Consider the following 21230-nt stretch of genomic DNA (forward strand, 5'->3'; position numbering starts at 1 on the left):
CTCAGCCGGTCATCCGCTCGGCGACGTCCACGATCAGTTCGCGGTCGAACCGCCGGAGCTGTGGGAGCAGATGACAGGACATTGTCACCAGCTCGTCGGCGAGCAGCGCCGGGCACGCGGACTTCGCGATAGCCAGCAGAATCCTGATTTCCTCGCGGTCCGCGTCGTCCTCAGGCTTGCTCTCCGCAAGCACCTGCATCACCCTCACCGCGTCCACCTGGCCGTTCGCGTTACCGAAAGTTGATATGCAGCCGACGCCACCCGGTCGCCGGAGGGAGAGTCCCCGACCGGGTGGCGCCTGTTGCGCGGGGAGCTCCGCGCGTCCGGGAGGCTGCGGTTCCCGGAGTCATTACCGCAGGTCAGCGACTGCCGGCCAGCGGGGCTATCGGTCCGACACCGGGCGGCGCCACGATCGTGGACGCGTCGCGGTTGCCCGTCGGGACCGGCGCTAGAAGCCGCTGCGACACGCGCGCCCGCTCATCGTCGGCCAGCTTCTGTCGGGTGCGCGCGGCGAACAGCTTGTCCACGCCAGCCGCCACGGCCGCCTGTTCGACCAACTCGCTGGCCAACGCCTTGTCGTCGGCCGCCTTGAGCTGACCGGCCATCAGGCGACGGATACCGTCGAGCTGTAGCGTCCACCACGTCAGCGGTGCGGTACCGGGGCTCGACTCGGCGTCGTGCGCCGTCTTCGCCGCCGCCTTGGCCTGACGCACAGCGCCGCGCGCGGCCGTGAGGTCCGCCTCGCCGGTCACCCGGCGCGCCGTGGTGCGTTCGGCGACCTGGTGGAACCGGTCGGCCACTTGCCGGGCAGCGTCCCGGCGCACGATCGCGTCCGTCTGCTGCGCCGGGTCAGCGCCCTGCGACGCCAAGTCCTCGGCGAGTTCGGCCAGCTCGCGCGCATGGTCGGCCGCCGCGCCGGACTTGTCGGCGGCGTCGCGTTCAGCTTCGACCAGGGCTTTCAGCTCCGCCGCCAGCCGATCGGCGTCGTCCTCGGTCTGCGCCAGCGCGGCGTCAGCCTTCGCCGACACCCCGGCGAGCGTGGCCTGATGGTCGATGCGGTCCGCCTGGTCGAGAAGATCGGCGGCCCTCTGCTGGAACTGCGCGGCCTCGGCGCGGGTAAGCATCGCGGTCAGTTCGGCCGGAACCGCCGACTCCATCACCCCGGCCAGGACATCGCGAAGCCCAGGGTTCGCATCGAACGCGGCGCGCACCTCAGGCGGCAACGAGTCGAACACGGCATCGGTCAGGATCATCGGGCGCTCCCCGTCGGGCTGATCGGTGCAGTGTGGAACGGCAACTGCTGAGGCGACGGGCTGAGCGGGACCGGCGGATCAGCAAATGAAAGCCGCTGAACAGGAACGTTGCCGTCGTGAACCCACCGCTCCGGGTGGTCCGAGCCGGTCAACTGGTGGACGACCACGTCCGGGCTCGGTGTGATCACCGGCACAGGGAACGATGGCGCGGGTTCGCTGCGCGGTGTCGCGGGCGCGTTGCCGGGCGAATCGGCCGCATGCCCATCGGTTAAGTACGGGTGCTTAGTTCCCGGCATGAACTGACCCGACGTCGGGTGACGCACGTCGTGGCGATCCTTCGCCGATTCAGCCATGGGTGTCCGCGTCGCCTTACGATCGGCTTCGACGTGGGCTTCGGCCGCCGCGTGCGCGGGCGTCCCGCCGACGTGCACACGTTCCTTCTTCTGCCTGCGCTTCTCGACCTCGGCGCGCGCCTGCTCTGTGATTTCGAACATTGATCTCACCGTGCCTTGGTCAGCTCGTCGAGCGCGGCCCATGCAGCTTCCCGCTGTCCAGGGTCCGGGTCGGTGCGCGCCACTTCCAGCAGCGCCGCAACCGTCTGCGATCGGTCCCCGACCGACGCACTCTTCGTCACCGGTCCGGCGTTCTCGGCCTGCCACGCGCGTTCACGCACGGCCGGGTCATCCGAATACGCCGGGCCACGTTCCCAGGCGTACCGATACGTATTCGCCGCCGCTTTTCGCGCGGGCGGCTGCGCAATCTTTCGCAGCGTCGCGACAGCCACGCCGCCATTCGCCTTACCCACAGACCTCCCGCACAATGCGCAGCCGTGAAAACCACTCTCAGCACAGGCTAGCATTGTTGGGAACAGTCGTTCGACGAAACGACGGAGGGAAAGCAATGGCCGACGAAGGCTCAGTGACTATCGCAGAAGCGGCCGCATTGCTCGCGGTGAGTGTTGACACGATCCGGAAAGCGGTCCGCGTCGGCGAATTGCCCGCCCAACGGCTCGGCCGCACTGTGCGCATCCCCCGGTCGGCCGTCATGGTCAAGGCCGTCACGGACACCGACGGATACCGTGACGTGCGCGCTGACCTCGCCACCCTGAGCGCGCAGATCGAGCGTTACGGAAACCAGATCGACGAAATCCAGAAGTCGCTCGCCGCCGTGCATGCGAAAGCGGTGACCTTGTGAACCGCAGCCCGGAAGCGCTCCGGAAATCAGCAAAAGCAATAAGGGCTAACGCGATGACCGCACTCGACGAAGCTGACGCAATGGACATCGTGGCGAACGTGTTGGAACGGTGGATCGTAGCGAACACTGATCTCGCCCTCGCCGAAATCCATGCCGAGAGTGCCCGGTCGGCGACAGAAGCCGAAACCGCCGACGATGAACGTATCGGCGCCCTGGTGGATATCGGCATCGTCGAATCGGTCATCGATGATCCGCTCAACCTCGAATCGTTCACCGGATGCGAGGCATGGGCTGCTCGGCTGGCCCGACCCGAGGTGTACCGCAGAATCCTGATGGCACGCATCGAAGGCAAATCCATATCCGAATACGCGTACGATGCTGCCGTTGCCACAGCTCAAAAGGCGATCCGGCTCGACAGTGAGCTGATCAGCGGCGTCACCGAGATGAGCCGACTGTGACGGCCGACACCAAGGATGGCCGCGCCCTAGTGCGCGGCGGCGACGGGAAGTTCACCCGCTCACTGGCTACGGCGGAGCGTGACGCGAAGGCGTGCCGTCTGCGCAGCCAAGGGATGTCCTATCCGCGCATCGCCCGCGAGCTGGGGCTAGCGGACGCGTCGAGCGCGCGGTCAGCTGTGGAACGGGCGTTGCGCGACACAGTACGCGAACCGGCCGACGAGCTGCGCACGCTGATGGATGCGCAGTTGGATCAACTGACCATGGTGTGCCTGACGATCCTCGGCACGCGTCATCTCGTGACCGGCTCCGGCGGGCAGGTGGCACGCGACCCGGCGACCGGCGATCCGCTCCTGGACGACATGCCGCGCCTGCAGGCCGTGGACCGGCTGCTGAAGATCATGGAGCGCCGGGCGAAGCTGCACGGTGTGGACGCCCCAGCGAAGATCGAAATGCGGTCGGCGAGCGAGCTGGACGCCGAGATTGCCGGACTGCTGGACCAGTTGGCCGACGCACGCGGCATTGCGTCCGGACCGTCCGCACAGGCATTGACCGGCCAGGACGATGCCCAACTGTCAGACCCCTCATAATCCCGATTATGTTGTGAGTATCCGAGCCTTGATTCGTAATCGGAGGTCGCCGTGACGATCCCGACGACCATCGGCAGCGCGGTCGTCGTGTCGGTCTCGGCGACCTTTGTCAGAGCCGTGCTTCCCGCGCTCCGCAGCGTCGATGACCCCGCTGGGCGACGACTTGTCGAACTGCTCGACGACGCTTCCCGCCGCCGTCACGGCGACCGCGCACAGTTCCGTCTGCTCTTCGACCGGACCGACAGCGACGCGCTGAACTACCTCGGAACGCTCGGCCGTGTCGTCGCCGCCAACGCATGGCCGAACCGAACGCTCGCCGCATCGGCCCGGCGCATCGCCAACCGCGTCGAAGCGTTGGGTGCACCGGCCGGCCAGCCCTCAGCACGCTGACAGCTCGGCGTTTGTGCTGGTCACTGGGACGCAGTTGCCACCGCGCAAACGAACTTCGCGAACATGGGCGCGCTGCGCGACGTGCTCTGACATGCTCCGGCCATGAAGCGTCTACGTCAGGTGTCCCTGCGGCAATGGGTTGTCGTCGGGACGGTCGTGGTCATAGTCGGGAGCGTCGTAATCGTCGCGATGGCCTACGCCGGGTGGACGCTCGGGCTTGGCACACACGATCGCGGTGTCACCGTCACAGTCGCATTGACGGCCGACGCGTTATTTGCCGGGCTCGTCGCCACGGTCTTGGCCTTGTCTGCGTACTGGGCGGCGAGCGGTACGGCCGACCTTCATGTCGAGCTTACGTTCAACTACTCCAAGCCGAACGAGCCGGTATTCAAGCTAGGCACTCCGCTGCCCGGAACGAGTTGGCGCCCGATCGAGCCGTTCAAACAGAACCGCGCCCGCGTCGTGGTCTACAACCGGTCGAAGTACTCCGCCCGCAACGCCAGCGTCCAAATCAGGCTTCGAGGCTTCATGAACGTGCAGCCGGTGCCGGGATGGTTGGTCATCTCCTCGGCGAACATGGTCGGCGCCACCGCGTTCCAGTGGGACGGCGGAGCGGATCAGCTCGTCCATGAAGGCGTAGCCAGGGTCCTGCGCGAGTTCACGTTGATCGATGCTCAGGTCGATCCAGCGAGTACCCAGCCACTGATCGTCGTGACGGTTGTCGCCGACGGCGTCAAGCCTAAGCCGATCATGATGCCGGTTCGCGCCCTCGAACCGGACGAGTGGAGCAAGTACATGCAGGAAATCGGCATCCAAACGTTCACCGTCTGACGCACCACGCGGCGAAGCGCGCTCAGGTCGACGCGATCATGTGCATCGACGACGACGGCCGCGAGTACTGGTCCGCACGCGACCTCATGCCGCTGATGGGCTACACCAAGTGGCAAGACTTCACGCGGGCCATCGAGCGGGCACGTGTCGCGTGCAAGGGCAGCGGCATGGACCCTGACGAGCACTTTATGGACGCCCATAAAGTTGCAGCTAGCGGCCCCGACGCGCTCGACGTCCACCTGTCCCGCTATGCGTGCTACCTGACCGCTCAGAACGGCGACCCCCGCAAGCCCGAAGTGGCTGCCGCGCAAACGTACTTCGCGGTGAAGACCCGCGAGGCTGAGACGGCGCTGCCGATCGACCTGCCCGACATCACCACGCCGAGCCGGTTCTCCACGACGGCCATCTTGACGGCCGACCTGAAGACGGTCGTGGTCGCGTCAGCCACGACCGTCTTCATCGGCTCCCGCGCGGCCCGTCAGTCGCGCCTACCGCCTCCCCGCGCCACGATGACCAGCGCCGCACCGAACGCGACGGGGACGACTATCGGGGCGATCGGACCGTGCAGCGCGACGACGACCCCGGCCGCCACAGTCCAGGGCACTGCGACTGGCCGACGCGGGCGGTTCGGCGCGTGCGACGGGTCCGGCTGAGCAACGTCCGGCGAGTCGGGGGCGGGCACTGCGGACGGATCGCTCGGGCGCTTAAGGTGGTCCATGCCAATTCCTTTCTCAGGAGCGGATCGGCACTGACGACCCCCCGTTGCACCGGGGGGTCGTCGCCGTTGAGGCCATGTTTCACGAAATCCAGGTGGCTCGGGAGAAACGGACCTGCACTGGGCCGAATGGGTGAACGGCCAAAACCCGCGCCGACGGGGAATGGGTCGCGGGTTTGCTGCCACTACCGGTCGTCGCCCAGTTACCGACGCAGCCCGGCCATGCACCACAGCGGCAGGCCGCTGTCTTCAGCCAGTTCGCGCAACACGCGGCCCGGCAGCGTGTTGTGGATCAATAACGCTTCGGCGATCGCGGTCACGGCGGGCCAGTACCGTTCGACCACCATCGTCTTCGTAGTGTCCTGCCAGGAGTCCCAGACGCCCTCCCGCTCACCGTCGAAGACCTGCATGTCGCCGCACCCGCCAGCCAGCCAGGCGGCCATGATGAAATCGTTCACCTCGCATCCCGCGCGGTCGTCTTCGTCGGCGGCATGCCACAGGTATAAACCCTCTGCTACCGGCCCGGCGCATGCGGTTACGTAGGCATCCGTGACCCCGATCCTCCGCCTACGCGGCGGAGCGACCCGGCCGTGGTTGCCGCCGCGCGCCCGGATCGTCGCGTACCGGATCGACAACCCGCTGGCGAGGTACGCGACCGCATGCCCGGCCTCGTGGTGCGCGGTCCGTTCGTCCACTTCGTCATCCGCCATGTAAGCCTCCTGTCGATGGAACGTGGGCACGGTGCGGTTGGCCGGGCACGGGACACCGCAGCGACGACGGCAACGTGGTGCGCACCCATCCCCGTCGGCGCCGGTCTTTGATCTTGACTTTCTCCACCCCGCCGACCGCTCGGCCCCGCTCTCCCAAGGCGCGCACGCACGCACGTCCCCTAAGGGTGACGTGCGTGCGTGCGCGCCTACGGGTGAAGAGTCGCGCGGCGCGCATGCGCGGATGCGTGCGTGGCATGCGCGCAGGTCAGGCCGAATATTGCGCTGCGTCGGAGAGCTTGCCGACCTCGGTGGCAACCACCGGGCGCCAGGTCTGAGCGAAACCGTCAGTTCCGGCGACCTCGGCGAGCTTCTGTTCCGCCAGTCCGGCAAGCGCGTCTTGGATGGTTCGGGGCTTCAGCGGCCCGTCGTCCTGTGCCGCCAACACATCGCCGATGCCCTTGACGGTGAGCGGGCCGAGCGCGCCTTGCAGCGCGGCCAGGACGCGGCGACCGGACGGCTTCAGGGAGGCTGTCGCGTCGTCGCCCGGCGGCAGGTCCGCCGGTACCAGTACGACCGAGGTCACCGGCGACCCGTCCTCCTTCGCCTCGCCGCTGAGCTTGACCACGGTGATCCCGAACGCCATGTCGTCGAGTTCTTCGTCATCCTTCTGCTTGTCGCTCGAAACGATCACGCGCGCGTCCGGCGCCTTCTTGCCCCGCTTCGTCACGCGCAGCTCGGTCTGCGCCGCGCCCTTGACCGTTGTCGAGCCGCGCCCGTGGTCACCGTTGAGGCCCTGGTGGTGGACCAGCACCACACACGCCCTCGTGGCAGTGCGGAGCTGTTCGACACGATCGACGATCAAGCCCATCTCCTTCGCCGAGTTCTCCTCAACGCCGACCGTGATCCGCGCCTGTGTGTCGAAAATGATCAGCGCGGGCTTCAACCGTCGGCACACCTCGATCAGGACGTTCCACTTCACCGCGTCGGCGGCCTGAACAGGGCGCGGCAGGAACCGGACGCCGGTCATCTTGCGGCCGTAGTACTGCTCCCAGGCGCGCACGCGCTTGCGGAACCCGCCCGCGCCCTCGGCGATCAAATAGATCACGTCGCCGTGCACGGTGTGTCGGTTGCGCCACTGCTGGCCGGTGCCGACGTGCGCGGCGAAGTCGAGTGCGACGAACGACTTCATGTGCCCGGACGGCCCGATGACGCGGGCGATCGTGTCGCGGTACAAGTAGCCGTCGATCAGCGGTTCGAGCGCCGGGATGTCGTCGAGCCCGTCGCTGTCGAGTAGTTCGCCCAGCAGCCCAGAAACGGCCCGCTCGAACGCGTCGGTCGCCGCCGATTCAGCAGTGTCCGACTCGTGCACGGTGTACGCCGTGCCGCCGGGACCGTGCGGCTCGTCGGAAGGCATGCTGTCCTCGTTCGTGTCCGGCGGCTCGAAGTCGCCCCAAGGGTCGCCGTCGTCGTGCGGCTCGTACTCGTCGGCCGACTCGTCCGGCCGGTCGCGCTCGGAGTCGAGCCAGCCATCGATGATCGCCTCCACCGCGTCAGTGATCTTCTGGTTGCCGCGTACTGGCTCAGCGGTCGCTGCCGTAGTGGTGTTCCGGCGCCAGGGCGGGACCAGATTCGCGAGGTCGATCTTCGGCAGACTGTCGGCCCGGCTCGGTACAATTTCGTAAGAGTCTCTGACAGATTCTCCTTTTGCGCGGAATCGGCACCGCGCGGGTTGGCAGTGCGGCCCCCGTCTATCCGGCGGGGGCCGTGGTCTTTCATGCGGCCCGGTTCAGCGCGCTTTCGGCCGCCCGCGCTTCCGGTCGGCGGGACCGGTCACGGCTCGCACCGCCGGTGCGGACGTCCGGGGCGCCGTAGTCTTTCCGAACGTCGGCGCGTCTGACGCGCGTTCTTCAAGCCAGGATCGGACGTCGCTCTCCTGGTAGCGCCGGTACCTGCCGACCCGGAACGAACGCGGGCCGATTCCCTTAGAAACAAGCTGATATAGCGTGGACACTGGCAGGCCAAGAAACTGCGCGGTCTGCGTGTGCGTCCACAGTGGTGCGGCGGTCATCGAACGTTCCCTTCAGCGGTGTAACCGCTGGTCAAGCCATCGATGAAAGTTTACCGCCATGCAGGAAAGTAAACCAATGAACTGACTAACGTACCGCATGCAACCGCTAACGGTGGACGTCACGGACTCGCGTGAGCGTAAGGTCAGAATGAATGGTGCGCTAAGCCATTCGCAAACGCTGTACGCTTTACCCATGCCCAAAGCCCACACCGACGTGGTGATCCGCGACCGACTGTTCCGTGTGACACTCCAGTGGACCGCCGCCTACGCGCCCGACGTGATTGCCGTTGAGGTCAAAGCTCTGCGAGACACGGCATACCGGCGCGGCACGATCGACGCGGCGCTACTGCGCGAGGTGCCGCTAGGAAAGATCATCGCTGCTCAGCGACCCACGCCCGACCCCAGCACCGTGTGGGTCAAACCGCGCACTGGCCGCCCGCCCGTGCTCGGCGTCGAGCATTACCAAGAGGTCGCGCGGGTGTACCGCGACGCGCTGACGGCCGGTGACAAGCCAGTGCAAGCCGTCGCCGACGAGTTCAAGGTGAACGAGACGACCGCGCGCCGCTGGGTCCACGTCGCCCGACACCGTCACCGCCTACTCGCGCCGGTCCGACCCGGCCAAGCGGGATGAGAGGAGTAGCAAATGGCTGATGTATATGACAGATGGCATAAGTCCAAGCCGGGACCTGGCGAACCGGAATGTCCTGAACACAAAGGGAAAGTTGCCTCGGCTGACCACGGAAAGGGAAAGCGCTGGCAGGTTCGATACCGCGACGCGAGCGGTATTCAGCGGAAAGAGAACTTCACCAAAAAGACCGAGGCGGACGACCGCGCGGACGATGTCGGCTCGGAGTTGCGGAAGGGCCTGTTCGTTGACCCCAAGCTCGGGAAGCAGTCGTTCCGGGTGGTCGCCGAACAGTGGCGGGAGAACAGTCGCCACCGCGATTCCACCGCCGTCCGCGTGCGCAGCGCCCTGGAAAACCGCATATACCCGACGCTCGGGGACCGGCCCATCGCGGCGATTAGGACGTCGGAAATCCGGGGGTGGGTGAAAGAGCTATCCGAGGTCATCGCCCCGACCACGTTGCGCGTGGACTATTCCTATATCGGGTCGATATTCCGGATGGCCATGATCGACCGGCTCATTTCCGTGAACCCGTGCGCCGGGGTGGACAACCTGCCCGAGGTCGTGCACGCGGAGACTGAGCCGCTGCCCGTGCCCGTCGTCGAAGCGCTGATTCAGGCCATTGATCCCCGCTACGGGGCCGCGCTGCGGCTGGACGCGTGCACCGGGCTGCGGCAGGGAGAGCTGTTCGGCTTGGAGGTCGAGCAGCTGGACTTTCTGCGGCGCGAACTGAAGATCCGCCAACAGCTCGTGTACCCGGAACACGACAAGCCGTATTTGGGGCCGCTCAAGACCAAGACCAGCTACCGGACCGTCCCGGTACCGCAGTTCGTCGTGGACGAGATCGCCGAGCACATCGTGAAGTTCCCGCCGCGCAACATTGAGATTTGGGACCGCACGAACCCACACAAGCCGGTGTTGCGGAAAGCGCGGTTCCTGTTCACCAACCACGCCGGGCGTCCCATCCTGCGCGGCCGGTGGCCGGACATCTGGGCTGCCACGGTGCGGAAGGCGAACACACTGCTCGCCGGACAGGCGGACCGGGAACGCGCCGTCCCGCTGGTGGTTCCCGACTGGGCCACGCTCCACGACATTAGACATTTTTATGCCAGCGTGTTGATCGACGCGGGCGAGTCGGTCAAGACGGTGCAGCGCAGGCTGGGGCACAGCAAGCCGTCGATCACCTTGGACGTCTACTCGCACCTTTGGCCAGAAGCCGAAGACACGTCGCGGGCCGCTGTAGAAGCGGCGTTCGGCCGAAGCGTCCCCAAGCAAAGTGCCCCGAAAGTGCCCTCTCGAACTCTCAAAGCTATCTAATCGCAGGTCAGAGGCATGGCGTCATAGTAGATCTCGTACTGGAACGCGGACCAGTCGCGGGCTGGATCTCCTGGGGCCATGGGTGAGGATGGTAGATGGAGGTGACCCGCATGAACAGCAGCGAGGCGCGGGTGGGGCCGGATCCCGACGTGCGTGTCGAGCACGACTCGATGGGCGAGGTCCTAGTGCCCGCACGTGCGAAGTGGCGGGCGCAGACCCAGCGCGCCGTGCAGAACTTCCCGATCTCCGGCGCCCGGCTGGAGCGGGCGCAGATCTCGGCGCTCGGCCGGATCAAGGCGGCCGCCGCCGAGGCGAACGGCGCGCTCGGCGTGCTCACCGCGGACATGGCCGACGCGATCCGCGCCGCAGCGACCGAGGTCGCGGCGGGGCGCTGGGACGCCGAGTTCCCGGTCGACGTCTTCCAGACCGGCTCCGGCACGTCCTCGAACATGAACGCCAACGAGGTCGTCGCCACCCTCGCGGCCGAGCGCCTCGGCCGTCCGGTACACCCGAACGACCACGTGAACGCCTCACAGAGCTCGAACGACGTCTTCCCCTCCTCGATCCACGTCGCGGCCACGGCGCTGCTGGTGCGCGAGCTGCTGCCGGCACTCGACCTGCTGGAGCAGGCGCTGGCCACCAACGCCGCGCGGTTCGCCGAGACGGTCAAGGCGGGGCGCACCCACCTGATGGACGCCACGCCGGTCACGCTCGGCCAGGAGTTCGGCGGCTACGCGGCGCAGATCCGCCGTTCGGCGCAGCGGCTCGAATCCGCGCTGCCCCGGCTGGCCGAACTGCCGCTCGGCGGGACGGCGGTCGGCACCGGGCTCAACGCCCCGCCCGGATTCGGCGCCGCCACCGTCGCGAACCTGGCGCGGGCGACCGGGTTGCCGTTCACCGAGGCGCGCAACCACTTCGAGACCCAGGGCGCCCGCGACGCGTTCGCCGAGTGCTCCGGCCAGCTGCGCGCCCTGGCGCTGGCGCTGTTCAAGATCTGCGGCGATCTGCGCTGGATGGGCTCGGGGCCGCGCGCCGGGCTCGGCGAGCTCGCGCTGCCCGACCTGCAACCGGGCTCCTCGATCATGCCCGGCAAGGTGAACCCGGTCATCCCCGAGGCGGTGCGCATGGTGTGCATCCAGGTGGTGGGCAACGACGCGGCGGTCGCGTTCGGCTGCGCCTCGGGCGAGTTCGAGCTCAACGTCACCCTTCCGGTGCTGGCCCGCAACCTGCTCGAATCGATCCGGCTGCTGGCCAACGCGTCGCGACTGCTGGCCGAGCGCTGCGTGTCAGGCATCGAGGCCAACGTGCAGCGGTTGCGCGAGTACGCGCAGTCCTCGCCCGCGATCGTGACGCCGCTCAATCGCGTCGTCGGCTACGAGGAGGCCGCGAAGATCGCGAAGCAGGCGCTGAGCGAGGGGACGACGATCCGCCAGGCCGTGATCGACCGCGGCCACGTGGCCGCCGGGACCGTCACCGAGGAACAGTTGGACCGGCTGCTCGACGTCCTCGGGATGGCGCGCCCACCGGCGTGAGCGTGCCGACGTGGGAAGTCAGGCCACCTCGGCGCGTCCGGTCACGGCGTCACGCCAGCACGTCTAGGCCGACTGTGCCGGGGCCGCTGGTGAGCTCGACGCTGATCTTGTTCGTGTCGGGCGGCAGCGCGATCTTCACCGCGCCGGCGAGCCGGCCGACGTTGTACTGCTTCACCGACCAGTTGGCCGCGCTCAGGCTGAACAGCGCGACGCGCACGGTGGCGTCGCCGAAGTCCGAGGCGAGCAGCAGTTGCGAGGTGCCGCCGAGGACCGCGGCCGGGTTGGTGAGCACGACGGGCTGATTCAGCTGGAGATCGGCGTGCAAGTCGTTCCTCCTGACGGAAACGGCGGCCGGGGCGCCATTGGGTGTGGCGTCGACGCCCGGCCAGAGGTCGGCGACGACTGACAGGTCGTAGCCGGCGGCGTCGTTGTTGTAGTACTGCTTCGCGATCGCGCCCGACGGGATCGCGGCGACGTCGTCGTACGAGGCGACCCAGTAGTGCGGCTCGGCCACGCCGCGCGCCTGGAAGGCCGCGCGCACGGTCGGCCAGGTGGACAGGTTCATGTAAACGGTCGGGTCGAATCCCGAGCCGCGGCGCATCAGCACCCAGTCGACGCTCTGCGCGGGGGTGGCGTTGCCCGGCTCGACGTCGAGCGCGTGCCCGTCGTTCGTGTTCGAGAACACCGCGACGCGCACCTTGACCGAGGAGGGGAAGCGGGCCCAGCCGGCGTCCGACCACTTGTAAAGGCCGTCCACATACCCTGCGACGAGCTGGGCCGAGACCGGCAGCCGGCTCGCGTCCACGCCGTCGTACATCGTCCTGGTCATTAACCGGGTCTCCGTCCTGCGATGGTGGGCGCAGCGGGCGACGCACTGTCGGACAGACAGACTGTCAGACACAGTCAACCAGATCACGACCACACTGATGTCGCGATGCCGGAACATACGTGGGCGAAGGAGTATGCGGAACCGCGCAGGTCCAGTCGGTCAGCCGCCCGAGCACACGGTGGTGATCTCGGCGTCCAGATCCCTGGTGAACTGGGCGCCGAGCCTGGCGTCCCAAGTCTGCACGCTCTGCTCCGCCGAAGCCGTGATCTTCACTCCGACGGCGGATCGGTCCGAAGTCGCGATGACGCAACTCATCACCCGCCACGTGATGGTGACGAGCACCGTCTGCCCGTCGAGCACTTCGATCGGCAGCGCCGGGTCCACCGAGGCCGCGATGCCCGGATTGTCCTGCGAGATGCTGCTGACCGTGACCGGGGTGGCCGTCGGCGCGGTCAGCGAGATGGTGTAGTCGAACCGCACCGGGGTCAGCTGCATCAGCGTGCTGCCGATTCCGGCGTACCTGACGTTGAGGTCCGATTCGGGAGTGGGCTGATTGCAGAGCGCTGATCTCAGGACTCCGCCCGGCTGCCACGGGGTGACGTAGGCCGGGAGGGTCAGGCGCGCCGTGTGCGCCGTGCCACGGGCGCTGAACCCGGCCAGGCCGACCGAGCGGCTGACCGCGGGAAAGCTCGACACGGCGCAGTCGTAGCGGAACGGCACGGTGACTATCTCGACGTCCTTCGGCGTCAGCGCGAGCGAGGTGATCGCGGTCCCGGGTCCGAGCGCGCTCGCCGTCGTGGCGCCGGCCTCGCTCTCGGTGACCCCGGCGGCGTCGCCGGTCTGCGTGGACCGGATCAGCCCGGGCTGGTAGACGGCGACACCGGTCAGCTCGATCATGGTCGGACCGGCGTTCTGTAGTGCGAGCGCGAGGTCTATGCCGGACGCGTCCTGCCGCATCGTGTACTGGGCCGAGATCAGCGTCACGTCGAAGTCGTCACTCTGCCGCTGCTGCGTCACGACGGCGAACGCGGCCGCCGTGACGACGACGAGCAGCGCGGCCGAGAGCGCGGCGACGGGGCCGGACGGCTTCTGCCGATACCAGCGGCACGCGGAGCCGATGCCGGTGCCGGAAGCAGCATCGGAACCGGCGTCGGGCCCGGATTCGCCCGGCTCGGCGTCCTCGTCGCCGTCGCCCGAGCCGAGGAACTCTATATCGGAGACTCCCACAGTCTCTGAGACTAGGGGGTGTTTGAGCTGTGGGGCCGGACCAGGGCGCGGCAGACGCTGTGACCCCGGCCCCACAGCTCAAACGCTCCCCTATCCCCGGCGGGTCAGAAACCGTCCGGTGAGACGATTCCGGCCTTGATCGCCCGCTCGTGCCACAGTTCGAGTCCGGCCGGGAGCCGGGGCTCGGCGGCGCCGGGCGGCGCGGCCAGCACGACGTGCGAGACGCGCCCGGCGAGCCGGATCGCCTGCGCCAGCGCCACCGAATAGCCCATCCGCAGCAAACGCGCCGGGATGTCGAGTTCCGCCTCGGTGACCGTGCAGGCCCGGCCGTCTGGCGTCAAGCTGTCCGGCAGGCGCCGCCAGAAGGGGTCGAGCGTGTCAACCAGCGCGCCGGACGCGCCGACCGACCTGTTCCACGGCGGATTGGTGACAAGGACGTCGAAGGGTTCTGGTCCGGAGGCTGTGCTTCCCGAGGCTGTGTCTCCTGCGTCGGCGTGGACGAACTGGATGTGCTCCGCAACCGCCGTGCGCGCCGCGTTGGCTCGTGCGTTGCGCAATCGATCGGCGTCAAGGTCGGCGGCGAGGATCTTCGCCTCGGGAAAGGCGAGTGCGGCCTCGATCGCGATCGTGCCGTCACCGCAGAACGGGTCGAGAACACGTAGGGGCGACGTGCCGCTCCCGATCCAGACGAGTGCTGCGGCCAGGGGAGGGTGCAGCGTCCCGGGTCCCGTGTCCAGCTTCCAGGGGCGCCGGTGCAGCGGTCTGTGCGGTAGACGCAGGGCGATCTCGACCGAATCGCCGTTGAGCGAGAGGCGTACGGTGAAGTCGGTGTCTGCGGCGTCGGCGGCAGTGCCCGCGCCGGCTGTGCCAATACCCGTACGGCGCCCGGCGTTCGGATTCCGGGAGGCGTACCGCGCGCCGACCATATCCGCGATGACGTCTCCTGCCGCGTCCTCGACGGCGTACCGGTTGTAGTTGCGCCGCCCGAGCAGGCTCGCGACCACGTCGAACGTCGGTGCCCGTGACGGCAGCGTACGGACGTCCTCCAGCTGCGTGAGCGCGGCGTCGAAGTCGATCCGCGTGAGGCGTCGCGACAGCTCGGGCAGGGCGGCTCGCGTGTGGTCGATGCCTCGCAGCGTTCCGACAACGAGCAGCAGATCGTCGGCCGTTCGCAACTCAAGCAGGCCGGTGCGTAATCGGGGCACCTCGAATGACACCTGACGCTCGCTCAGCCGGATGTCATCGGCCGCGTACCGAGCGAAGCGGTGTTCCACCTCGGCCGCGAGTACCCACTCAAGGCCGCGTACACATCGAGCAGTCAAACGCACAGGCATTTTGTAAATGGTAAGGGCGACGACCCGAAGGCCGCCGCCCTTACCTGCTTTGCCAGGTGCTGTGTCCTGACGTTTGCCGCTTACTGCTCCGGCGGCGCGACCATGAAGTACGCCGTGGTCAGCTCGGCGATCGCCGTCGTCGGGTCGCCGCTCATCAGGGCGTGCTCGGAGTCGGCCGTCGTCGCGGCGGTGCTGGTCATCGCCGTCGCGCCGCCCGCGACGATCGCGTTCTGGGTGATGTCACGCACGACCGACACCAGCAGGTTCGCGTTCGCCTCGTCGAACTGGGACGTGCCCTCGACCGCCGGGCTCGCCGCCGCGATCAGCGACAGCGCGGCGCCCGAGTGGCGCAGCGAGCCGTCCGCGTTCCAGTTGCCGTTGCCGTTCATCAGCGCGGTGAGCAGGGTCGCGCCGACCTTCGAGATCTGGTCCGGCTGGCCGGCCAGCGCGTCACGCACCGCGGTGATCCGTGCCTGCTGCGAGTCGGTGCGCAGGCCCCAGCCGTACGGGTACAGCGGGTCGTACGCGCCGGTCGTGGCCGGGATGCCGACAACCACCGGAGTGGTCGTCGTGTCCACCTGCTTGGCCCAGGTGTCGGGCAGCCGGCCGGTGAACGGCGTGACGCCGAACAGCGTGTCCGCCACGCCCTCGCCCTCGGTGCCCGGCAGCCAGGACGCCACGATCGCGTTCGCCTCGGCCTGGATCGGCACGATGTTCATCGGCCGGCCCGAGACGACCAGCACGACACACGTCATCGCCGCGCAGACCTTGTCCACGGCCGCCTTGTCCGCCGCCGAGAGGTCCACGGTGTGGCCGTTGCCGACGTCGCCGACGCCCTCCGCGTACGGCGTCTCGCCGACCACGATCACGCCCACGTCGGAACCCGTCATCGGAGCTGACGCGTCCTTCGAGTAGGTGATGTGTGCGTTCGGCGCGTCGGCCTGCATCCCTTGCAGGATCGTGGTGCCGACGTCGACGTTGCCGGATCCGCCCTGCCAGGTCACCGTCCAGCCGCCGGCCTGGTTGCCCAGGTCGTTGGCGTTGCTGCCGGCCACGTAGATGTTCGCGCTCGTGGACAGCGGCAGCGCCGCGGCGCCGGTGGCCGGGACCGCGTTCTTCAGCAGCACCTGCGACTCGGCCGCCGCCTGCCGGGCCACCGCGCGGTGCGCCGCGTCGCCGATCGTGGCGGCGTTGCTGCGGTCCGCGTAAGGCTGCTCGAACAGGCCGAGCCGGAACTTCTGCGTCAGGATCCGGCTGACCGCGTCGTCGATCCGCGACTGGGCGACCAGGCCCTTGCCCACCAGGTCCTTCAGGTCGTTCTCGAAGTTGGTGTACTGGTCCGGCACCATGATCATGTCCAGGCCCGCGTTGATCGAGGTCTGGATGTCGGTCTCGTAGTTCGGGCCGAGCTGGTTGATGGCCTGCCAGTCGCTGATCACGAAGCCGGAGAAGCCGTACTGCTGCTTGAGCACTCCGGTGATCATGTCGGCGCGGGCGTGCATCTTGATCGGCGCGGTGTCCTGCCCGACGATCTGGAGGCTGGAGTAGGACGGCATGACCGAGCCGAGCCCGTGCTGTTGCACCGCCGCCTGGAACGGCGCCAGATACAGCGCCTGGAGCTGAGGCATCGTCACGGTCGTGACGCCCTGGTCGATCTTGTAGTTGCCGCTGCCGGAGCCGTACGTCGTGCCGCCGTCGCCGGCGAAGTGCTTCGCGGTCGCCAGCACGCTGGTGTTCTTGTTCAGCGCGCCGTCGCCCTGGAGGCCGTCGATGATGGTCTCCATCTGGGTGACCAGCGCCGGGTCCTCACCGTAGGACTCATACGTACGGCCCCACCGTTCGTCGCGCGCCACGCACACGCACGGAGAGAACGCCCAGGTGACGCCGGTGGCCCGGGTCTCGGTTGCGGCGACCTGGCCCTCCTGCTTCACCAGCGCCGGGTCGCGGGTCGCGCCCATGGCGATGTTCTGCGGGAAGACCGTCGCGCCGACCAGGTTGTTGTCGCCGTGCACCGAGTCCTCGCCGTAGATCAGCGGGATCTGCAACGGCGTGGCCTGCGCGCGGGCCTGGAAGGAGTCGATCATGTCGGCCCAGGCCTGCGGCGTGTTCGGGGTCGGCGTCGAGCCGCCGCCGCTGAGCAGCGAGCCGAGCGACTCGGAGGTGATGTCCGACTGGTGCGCCAGGTCGCCGCGCTCCGCCTGGGTCATCTGGCCGATCTTCTGGTCCAGCGACATCCGGGAGAGCAGGTCCTGTACCCGTGTCGCGATCGGCAGCGAGGAGTCCAGATACGGCAGGCCATGCGCGTTGACGACGACCACCGGGTTGTCCGCGGCGACGTCGGCGCCGGCCGGGGTCAGCTGGATCGGGATCGTCTTCGCGGTCGACGGTGTGGAGTTCGGCAGCGTCTGGACGGTGAACGACTGCACGCTGCCCGACGCCGATCCGCTGGCGAACGTCACGCTGCCGCTGGCGTCGGTGTAGTCGGTCCCCGCGACGCCGCTGCCGCCGCCGAGCGCGTAGCCGACCGTCACGTCGTGGTCCAGCGCCTTGCCGCCGTCGGTGGTCAGCTGGATGCCGACCGTCGCGGTGCCGCCGGGGTTGACCGCGTAAACGGCCTGCGACGTGCTGACGTGCGCACCGAGCGTTCCGGTGTTGATGCCGTAGAGCGCGAACTGGTCGACGTCGAACTCGCCGTTGGCGGTGCCCGCGGGCTCGGTCAGCGCGAAGCCGCGCATCGTGCTCAGGTCCAGCGTGGTGCTCGTCGGCGCGCCGGAGGGCTGGTAGTCGGTGCGCCGCTTCAGCGAGGCGAACGGCAGCTGGATCAGGTGCCAGCCCTGCCAGTCGTCGGTGAAGAAGGCCTGCCACAGCTCGCCGTGCTCGCCGTCGGCGCCGCCCATCTTGATTTCGAACTCGTACTTGGCTCCGGAGCCGGGGACCGCGTCGTTGCTCGGGTTGTGGCCGTAGAACCAGAATTCGAGGCCCGCGTACGGGCTCCAGTCCTGCGGTGCGTTCGTCGCCAGGTCGTAGCTGACGCCGCCGTAGCTGCTGTCGTCGACCCAGTTGCCGCGCAGCACGTGGTTGTTCGTCACGCCGGGGCGGTCGAGTTGCGCGATGCTGAGCGTCGGGGTGCTGGCCGTGTTGCCGCCCCAGGAGAACGCCCCGGTGTTCGCCAGCGCGCCGTTGGTGTCGGTGATCGGGTTGGCGCCCTCGAAGTCCTGGATGGTCTGTAGCGACTGGTAGACCTGCACGTCGTCGAACACCAGCGTGTTGGCGGAGTTGCCGGGCAGGTTGACCGCGTAGCCCCACATGGCGCCCAGCGTGATCGACGCGGCGTTCGGCGCGCCGGAGGGCTGGTAGTCGGCCCGCTTCTTCAGGTTCGCGAAGCCGACCTGCACCTTCTTCCAGCCGGCGGTGTCGTCGGTGAAGAACGACTGCCACAGTTCGGAGTGCTCGCCGTCGGCGCCGCCCATCTTGACCTCGAACTCGACCTTCTGGCCGGAGCCCGTTCCCTTGACCCAGAAGCTGAAGCCGTCGTACGCGCTCCAGTCCTGCGCCGCGGCGAGGTCGTGCGAGTAGCCGCCCCAGCCGGAGATCTTGTACGAGACCTGCAACGCCTGGTTGCCGCTCGCCGCGCCGGGCATGTCCGGCGCCGCGACCTGCGTCAGCGTCGGAGTCGAGGCGGCGTCAGAGGAGAAGGTGAACAGGCCCGGGTTACCGGTGCTGAACGGGATCGTGCCGTCGAAGCTGTCGATGGTCTGCACGGCGCCGTCGGTCGGCACCGGGTTGTTGTTCAGGATGCTGATCGTCGTGGTCGAACGCGGCCCGACGGACGTGCCGGCGGGCGAGGCGTTGGCCAGCGTGACGCTGAACGTCTTGGTCGGCGCGTGCACCGGATTCGGCAGCGCGACCAGGTGGATCGTCTGCGCGGTCTGGCCGGGAGCGAAGGTCAGCGTCCCCGCGGCGGCCGCGTAGTCGGTGCCCGCGACGGCGCTGCCGTCGGCGGTCGCGTAGTCGACGGTGACCGGTGCCGCCGAGGCCGTGTTCAGATTCACCGGCAGGTCGATCGACGTGCCCTGTTGCAGGCTCGCCGTGTCAGTGCCCGTGCTCACGCCCTCCTGGGTGAAGTGGCCGAGCACCTGGAACTCGTAGATCGAGTATCCGTACTGCGCGCCGCCGATCGTGGTGCGCGCGGTCCCGGTCAGCCGCACGTAGCGGCCCGTGGTGCCGGGCGGCACCGAGATGTTCTCGGTGCCGCCGGCGCCGGACGTGGTCGAGTAGACCTGCGTCCAAGTGGTCGCGTCGCTGGAGACCTCGATGTGGTACGCGGTGGCGAAGGCGGCTTCCCAGGAGATCGAGAAACCGCTGACCGACGCGTTCGCGCCGAGGTCGAGTTGCAGCCATTGCGGATCGCTCCACGCGGAGGACCAACGGGTGGCCATGTTGCCGTCCACGGCGGCCGAGGCCGGCGTGCCGGCTCCCTCCACCGAGGACGCGGTCGCCTCCGAGCCGAGCGCGATGTTCGTGTCGGCGGTGGCGTAAGCGGCCTGTTGGATTCCGATTCCGAGCAGCCCCGCGATCAGGGCGAACACTGCGACCAGCGCGGGTGTCCGCCGCCGGGTGCGGCTGCGTTCAGCGACGCGTTCATGCATTAGGGCAAGTTCCACTTCTGGTTGGTGTTACCGGTGCAGTCCCAGATCTCGCTCTGGGTACCGGAGCCGCCCCAACCCGTGTCGTCGAGACACTTGTTCGACTGCGGGTTGTAGAGCGAGCCGTTCGATTGCGGGATGAAGACCTGTGCGGCCGTGTTGTTACAGTCGTAGAGGTCGACGGTTGTGCCGTTCGCCGTGCCGCCGCCGTTGATGTCAAGGCACTTGCCCAGCGCGTGGAGCGTCGTGCCGGCCTGGACGAAGGTCCACTGCTGCGCGTTGGTGCCGTTGCAGGTGTAGACCTGGACCGGGGTGAAGTTGGCGGAGTTGGCGCCGCGCACGTCGAGGCACAGGCCGTTGTAGGCCAGGGTGACCGGGCCGGACCCGGGCGGCGGCGGGGGCGGGCCGCCGCCGTTGGTGGTGTACGCCGCGACGTAGTCGACCTGCATCGTGCCGCCCGAGGCGGTGGAGCCGGTCGGCGAGGTGCAGCCGCAGACGCCGTTCGGGTAGCCGCCGCCCATCGCCAGGTCGAGGATGATCGACAGGTTGTGGTCGAAGGCCTGCTGCCAGGTCGAGGTGCCGACCTGCCCCTCGGTGACGGTGAAGTACGAGGAGCCGTCGAGGTAGAAGGTGATCGACTCGGCGGAGGTGTTCGTGCGGTCGAGGATCATCGTGTAGGTGTGGAAACCGGACTGGCAGCCGCCGCAGGCGCGCAGCCCGCTGCCGATCCCGTTGCCCTCGTTGCACGGACCGCCGGGGTAGGTGCCGCAGTGGATGGTGCCGGACACCTCGGACAGGGAGTTGACATCCTCCATGATGTCGATCTCGCCGTTCTCCGGCCACTGCCCGGGGCCGAGCATCCAGAACGCCGGCCAGTAGCCGACGCCGCCGGAGGGCTGGTCGATCGAGGCGGTGACCTCAAGCTTGCCGCCGGCCGGCGCGCCGACGTTGGCCGAGGTGGTCTGCACCCGGCCGGAGGTCCAGCCGCCGTTGTTGAGCGCGGTGATGTCGAGGTTGCCGTTGCCGTCCAGGTGGACGTTGCCGGTGGAGTTGGTCATGGTCTCGATCTCGCCGGTGCCGAAGCTGGAGCCGGGACCGGTGTCGTACATCCACTGCCCGTCGATGCCGCTGCCGGCACCGCCGTTGAAGTCGTCGGCGAACACCTGGGTCCAGCCCGACGGCACGCCGGGCAGCGACGCCTGGGCCGGGCCGACGCCGAAGGTGAACAGCCCGCCGAGCGCGGCGACCACGGACAGCGTCAGCAGCCGGAACCGCCGGCTGGACAGCGGGATCCGCGGCGCCTGCCCGGCCGGGCCGCGCCGGTGGTGGGTACGGACCCGGGCGGCGGGCAGCGCCGCGGAGTCATCGGAAGGGGAGGCGGGGGAGTGGAACCGAGCAGAGGAGGCGCTGTGAGTGGGTACGGCGCGGCCTCGTCTCTGTCCGAACATGGCATGCGACCTCTCGCGTTGGACGCCTGCGCCCGGTCGGCCGCGCCGAGTCGATCGGGCCTTATG

21 protein-coding genes are annotated in these 21230 nt (G+C 68.3%); 9 read left to right on the forward strand and 12 right to left on the reverse strand.

What is annotated here, in order from left to right; genetic code table 11:
* Nucleotide 1: 1 nt before the first annotated feature.
* The 4 genes from VGS97_RS25140 to VGS97_RS25155 all read right to left on the reverse strand — a co-directional run bounded on the left by VGS97_RS25140 (nucleotide 2) and on the right by VGS97_RS25155 (nucleotide 2037).
* Nucleotides 2-208, reverse strand: coding sequence for a hypothetical protein (locus VGS97_RS25140; RefSeq protein ID WP_326856122.1), 207 nt, complete (start codon nucleotides 206-208; stop codon nucleotides 2-4).
* A 151-nt stretch (nucleotides 209-359) separates the two neighbouring features.
* Nucleotides 360-1253: a hypothetical protein gene (locus tag VGS97_RS25145; RefSeq protein WP_326856123.1), complete on the reverse strand. Its 894-nt coding sequence runs from the start codon at nucleotides 1251-1253 to the stop codon at nucleotides 360-362.
* A complete protein-coding gene (locus VGS97_RS25150; RefSeq protein WP_326856124.1) occupies nucleotides 1250-1747 on the reverse strand; it encodes a hypothetical protein in 498 nt (165 codons plus the stop codon). Before VGS97_RS25150 ends, VGS97_RS25145 begins: the two co-directional genes overlap by 4 nt.
* A 5-nt stretch (nucleotides 1748-1752) precedes the next feature.
* On the reverse strand, nucleotides 1753-2037 hold the full coding sequence (locus VGS97_RS25155; protein WP_326856125.1) for a hypothetical protein: 285 nt from the start codon (nucleotides 2035-2037) through the stop codon (nucleotides 1753-1755).
* Between the two features lie 116 nt (nucleotides 2038-2153).
* Between VGS97_RS25155 and VGS97_RS25160 the strand changes: the two genes are divergently transcribed.
* The 6 genes from VGS97_RS25160 (at nucleotide 2154) to VGS97_RS25185 (ending at nucleotide 5366) form a co-directional block, all read left to right on the forward strand.
* Entirely contained in the window at nucleotides 2154-2447 is a 294-nt protein-coding gene (locus VGS97_RS25160; protein WP_326856126.1) for an excisionase family DNA-binding protein, read from the forward strand.
* A 53-nt stretch (nucleotides 2448-2500) separates the two neighbouring features.
* Nucleotides 2501-2905: a hypothetical protein gene (locus VGS97_RS25165; protein WP_326856127.1), complete on the forward strand. Its 405-nt coding sequence runs from the start codon at nucleotides 2501-2503 to the stop codon at nucleotides 2903-2905.
* The gene (locus VGS97_RS25170; RefSeq protein WP_326856128.1) at nucleotides 2902-3492 is read left to right on the forward strand and encodes a hypothetical protein; all 591 of its coding nucleotides are present in this window, start codon (nucleotides 2902-2904) and stop codon (nucleotides 3490-3492) included. The genes VGS97_RS25165 and VGS97_RS25170 overlap by 4 nt, the downstream gene beginning before the upstream one ends.
* A 51-nt stretch (nucleotides 3493-3543) precedes the next feature.
* Nucleotides 3544-3882 (forward strand): hypothetical protein, encoded by a 339-nt coding sequence (locus tag VGS97_RS25175; protein ID WP_326856129.1) that lies wholly within the window; start codon nucleotides 3544-3546, stop codon nucleotides 3880-3882.
* Nucleotides 3883-3984: 102 nt separating this feature from the next.
* Entirely contained in the window at nucleotides 3985-4713 is a 729-nt protein-coding gene (locus VGS97_RS25180; protein ID WP_326856130.1) for a hypothetical protein, read from the forward strand.
* Between the two features lie 38 nt (nucleotides 4714-4751).
* Entirely contained in the window at nucleotides 4752-5366 is a 615-nt protein-coding gene (locus tag VGS97_RS25185; protein ID WP_326856131.1) for a BRO family protein, read from the forward strand.
* A gap of 265 nt (nucleotides 5367-5631) precedes the next feature.
* On the opposite strand, the gene VGS97_RS25190 is transcribed toward VGS97_RS25185, so the two are convergent.
* The 3 genes from VGS97_RS25190 to VGS97_RS29680 form a co-directional block, all read right to left on the reverse strand.
* Nucleotides 5632-6138, reverse strand: coding sequence for a hypothetical protein (locus VGS97_RS25190; protein ID WP_326856132.1), 507 nt, complete (start codon nucleotides 6136-6138; stop codon nucleotides 5632-5634).
* A 265-nt stretch (nucleotides 6139-6403) separates the two neighbouring features.
* On the reverse strand, nucleotides 6404-7684 hold the full coding sequence (locus VGS97_RS25195; protein ID WP_326856133.1) for an AAA family ATPase: 1281 nt from the start codon (nucleotides 7682-7684) through the stop codon (nucleotides 6404-6406).
* Between the two features lie 240 nt (nucleotides 7685-7924).
* Nucleotides 7925-8206 carry a helix-turn-helix domain-containing protein gene (locus VGS97_RS29680; RefSeq protein WP_349262255.1) on the reverse strand — a complete coding sequence of 94 codons (282 nt, stop codon included), beginning with the start codon at nucleotides 8204-8206 and terminating at the stop codon, nucleotides 7925-7927.
* A gap of 193 nt (nucleotides 8207-8399) precedes the next feature.
* Here VGS97_RS29680 and VGS97_RS25200 point away from each other — a divergent pair, with 193 nt between their 5' ends.
* The 3 genes from VGS97_RS25200 to VGS97_RS25210 all read left to right on the forward strand — a co-directional run bounded on the left by VGS97_RS25200 (nucleotide 8400) and on the right by VGS97_RS25210 (nucleotide 11680).
* Entirely contained in the window at nucleotides 8400-8837 is a 438-nt protein-coding gene (locus VGS97_RS25200; protein ID WP_326856134.1) for a hypothetical protein, read from the forward strand.
* Between the two features lie 12 nt (nucleotides 8838-8849).
* Nucleotides 8850-10148, forward strand: coding sequence for a site-specific integrase (locus VGS97_RS25205; protein ID WP_326856135.1), 1299 nt, complete (start codon nucleotides 8850-8852; stop codon nucleotides 10146-10148).
* Nucleotides 10149-10258: 110 nt separating this feature from the next.
* Nucleotides 10259-11680, forward strand: a complete 1422-nt coding sequence (locus tag VGS97_RS25210) for a class II fumarate hydratase (protein ID WP_326856136.1) — start codon at nucleotides 10259-10261, stop codon at nucleotides 11678-11680.
* A 49-nt stretch (nucleotides 11681-11729) separates the two neighbouring features.
* On the opposite strand, the gene VGS97_RS25215 is transcribed toward VGS97_RS25210, so the two are convergent.
* The 5 genes from VGS97_RS25215 to VGS97_RS25235 form a co-directional block, all read right to left on the reverse strand.
* Nucleotides 11730-12509, reverse strand: coding sequence for a hypothetical protein (locus VGS97_RS25215; protein WP_326856137.1), 780 nt, complete (start codon nucleotides 12507-12509; stop codon nucleotides 11730-11732).
* A 159-nt stretch (nucleotides 12510-12668) separates the two neighbouring features.
* The gene (locus VGS97_RS25220) at nucleotides 12669-13736 is read right to left on the reverse strand and encodes a hypothetical protein (RefSeq protein ID WP_326856138.1); all 1068 of its coding nucleotides are present in this window, start codon (nucleotides 13734-13736) and stop codon (nucleotides 12669-12671) included.
* Nucleotides 13737-13840: 104 nt separating this feature from the next.
* Nucleotides 13841-15070, reverse strand: a complete 1230-nt coding sequence (locus VGS97_RS25225; protein WP_326856139.1) for a methyltransferase domain-containing protein — start codon at nucleotides 15068-15070, stop codon at nucleotides 13841-13843.
* A gap of 80 nt (nucleotides 15071-15150) precedes the next feature.
* Nucleotides 15151-19719, reverse strand: coding sequence for a carbohydrate binding domain-containing protein (locus VGS97_RS25230; RefSeq protein WP_326856140.1), 4569 nt, complete (start codon nucleotides 19717-19719; stop codon nucleotides 15151-15153).
* Nucleotides 19719-21164 (reverse strand): ricin-type beta-trefoil lectin domain protein, encoded by a 1446-nt coding sequence (locus VGS97_RS25235; RefSeq protein ID WP_326856141.1) that lies wholly within the window; start codon nucleotides 21162-21164, stop codon nucleotides 19719-19721. The genes VGS97_RS25230 and VGS97_RS25235 overlap by 1 nt, the downstream gene beginning before the upstream one ends.
* Nucleotides 21165-21230: the final 66 nt, after the last annotated feature.

The organism is Actinocrinis sp., from assembly GCF_035946395.1.
Lineage (GTDB): Bacteria > Actinomycetota > Actinomycetes > Streptomycetales > Catenulisporaceae > Actinocrinis.

What these genes read in the sequence shown, in the direction of transcription:
- VGS97_RS25145 (WP_326856123.1), bottom strand. Translation starts at nt 1,253, where the DNA reads ATGATCCTGACCGATGCCGTGTTCGACTCGTTGCCGCCTGAGGTGCGC.
- VGS97_RS25150 (WP_326856124.1), bottom strand. Translation starts at nt 1,747, where the DNA reads ATGTTCGAAATCACAGAGCAGGCGCGCGCCGAGGTCGAGAAGCGCAGG.
- VGS97_RS25160 (WP_326856126.1), top strand. Translation starts at nt 2,154, where the DNA reads ATGGCCGACGAAGGCTCAGTGACTATCGCAGAAGCGGCCGCATTGCTC.
- VGS97_RS25165 (WP_326856127.1), top strand. Translation starts at nt 2,501, where the DNA reads ATGACCGCACTCGACGAAGCTGACGCAATGGACATCGTGGCGAACGTG.
- VGS97_RS25180 (WP_326856130.1), top strand. Translation starts at nt 3,985, where the DNA reads ATGAAGCGTCTACGTCAGGTGTCCCTGCGGCAATGGGTTGTCGTCGGG.
- VGS97_RS25185 (WP_326856131.1), top strand. Translation starts at nt 4,752, where the DNA reads ATGTGCATCGACGACGACGGCCGCGAGTACTGGTCCGCACGCGACCTC.
- VGS97_RS25190 (WP_326856132.1), bottom strand. Translation starts at nt 6,138, where the DNA reads ATGGCGGATGACGAAGTGGACGAACGGACCGCGCACCACGAGGCCGGG.
- VGS97_RS29680 (WP_349262255.1), bottom strand. Translation starts at nt 8,206, where the DNA reads ATGACCGCCGCACCACTGTGGACGCACACGCAGACCGCGCAGTTTCTT.
- VGS97_RS25200 (WP_326856134.1), top strand. Translation starts at nt 8,400, where the DNA reads ATGCCCAAAGCCCACACCGACGTGGTGATCCGCGACCGACTGTTCCGT.
- VGS97_RS25205 (WP_326856135.1), top strand. Translation starts at nt 8,850, where the DNA reads ATGGCTGATGTATATGACAGATGGCATAAGTCCAAGCCGGGACCTGGC.
- VGS97_RS25210 (WP_326856136.1), top strand. Translation starts at nt 10,259, where the DNA reads ATGAACAGCAGCGAGGCGCGGGTGGGGCCGGATCCCGACGTGCGTGTC.
- VGS97_RS25215 (WP_326856137.1), bottom strand. Translation starts at nt 12,509, where the DNA reads ATGACCAGGACGATGTACGACGGCGTGGACGCGAGCCGGCTGCCGGTC.
- VGS97_RS25225 (WP_326856139.1), bottom strand. Translation starts at nt 15,070, where the DNA reads ATGCCTGTGCGTTTGACTGCTCGATGTGTACGCGGCCTTGAGTGGGTA.
- VGS97_RS25230 (WP_326856140.1), bottom strand. Translation starts at nt 19,719, where the DNA reads ATGCATGAACGCGTCGCTGAACGCAGCCGCACCCGGCGGCGGACACCC.
- VGS97_RS25235 (WP_326856141.1), bottom strand. Translation starts at nt 21,164, where the DNA reads ATGTTCGGACAGAGACGAGGCCGCGCCGTACCCACTCACAGCGCCTCC.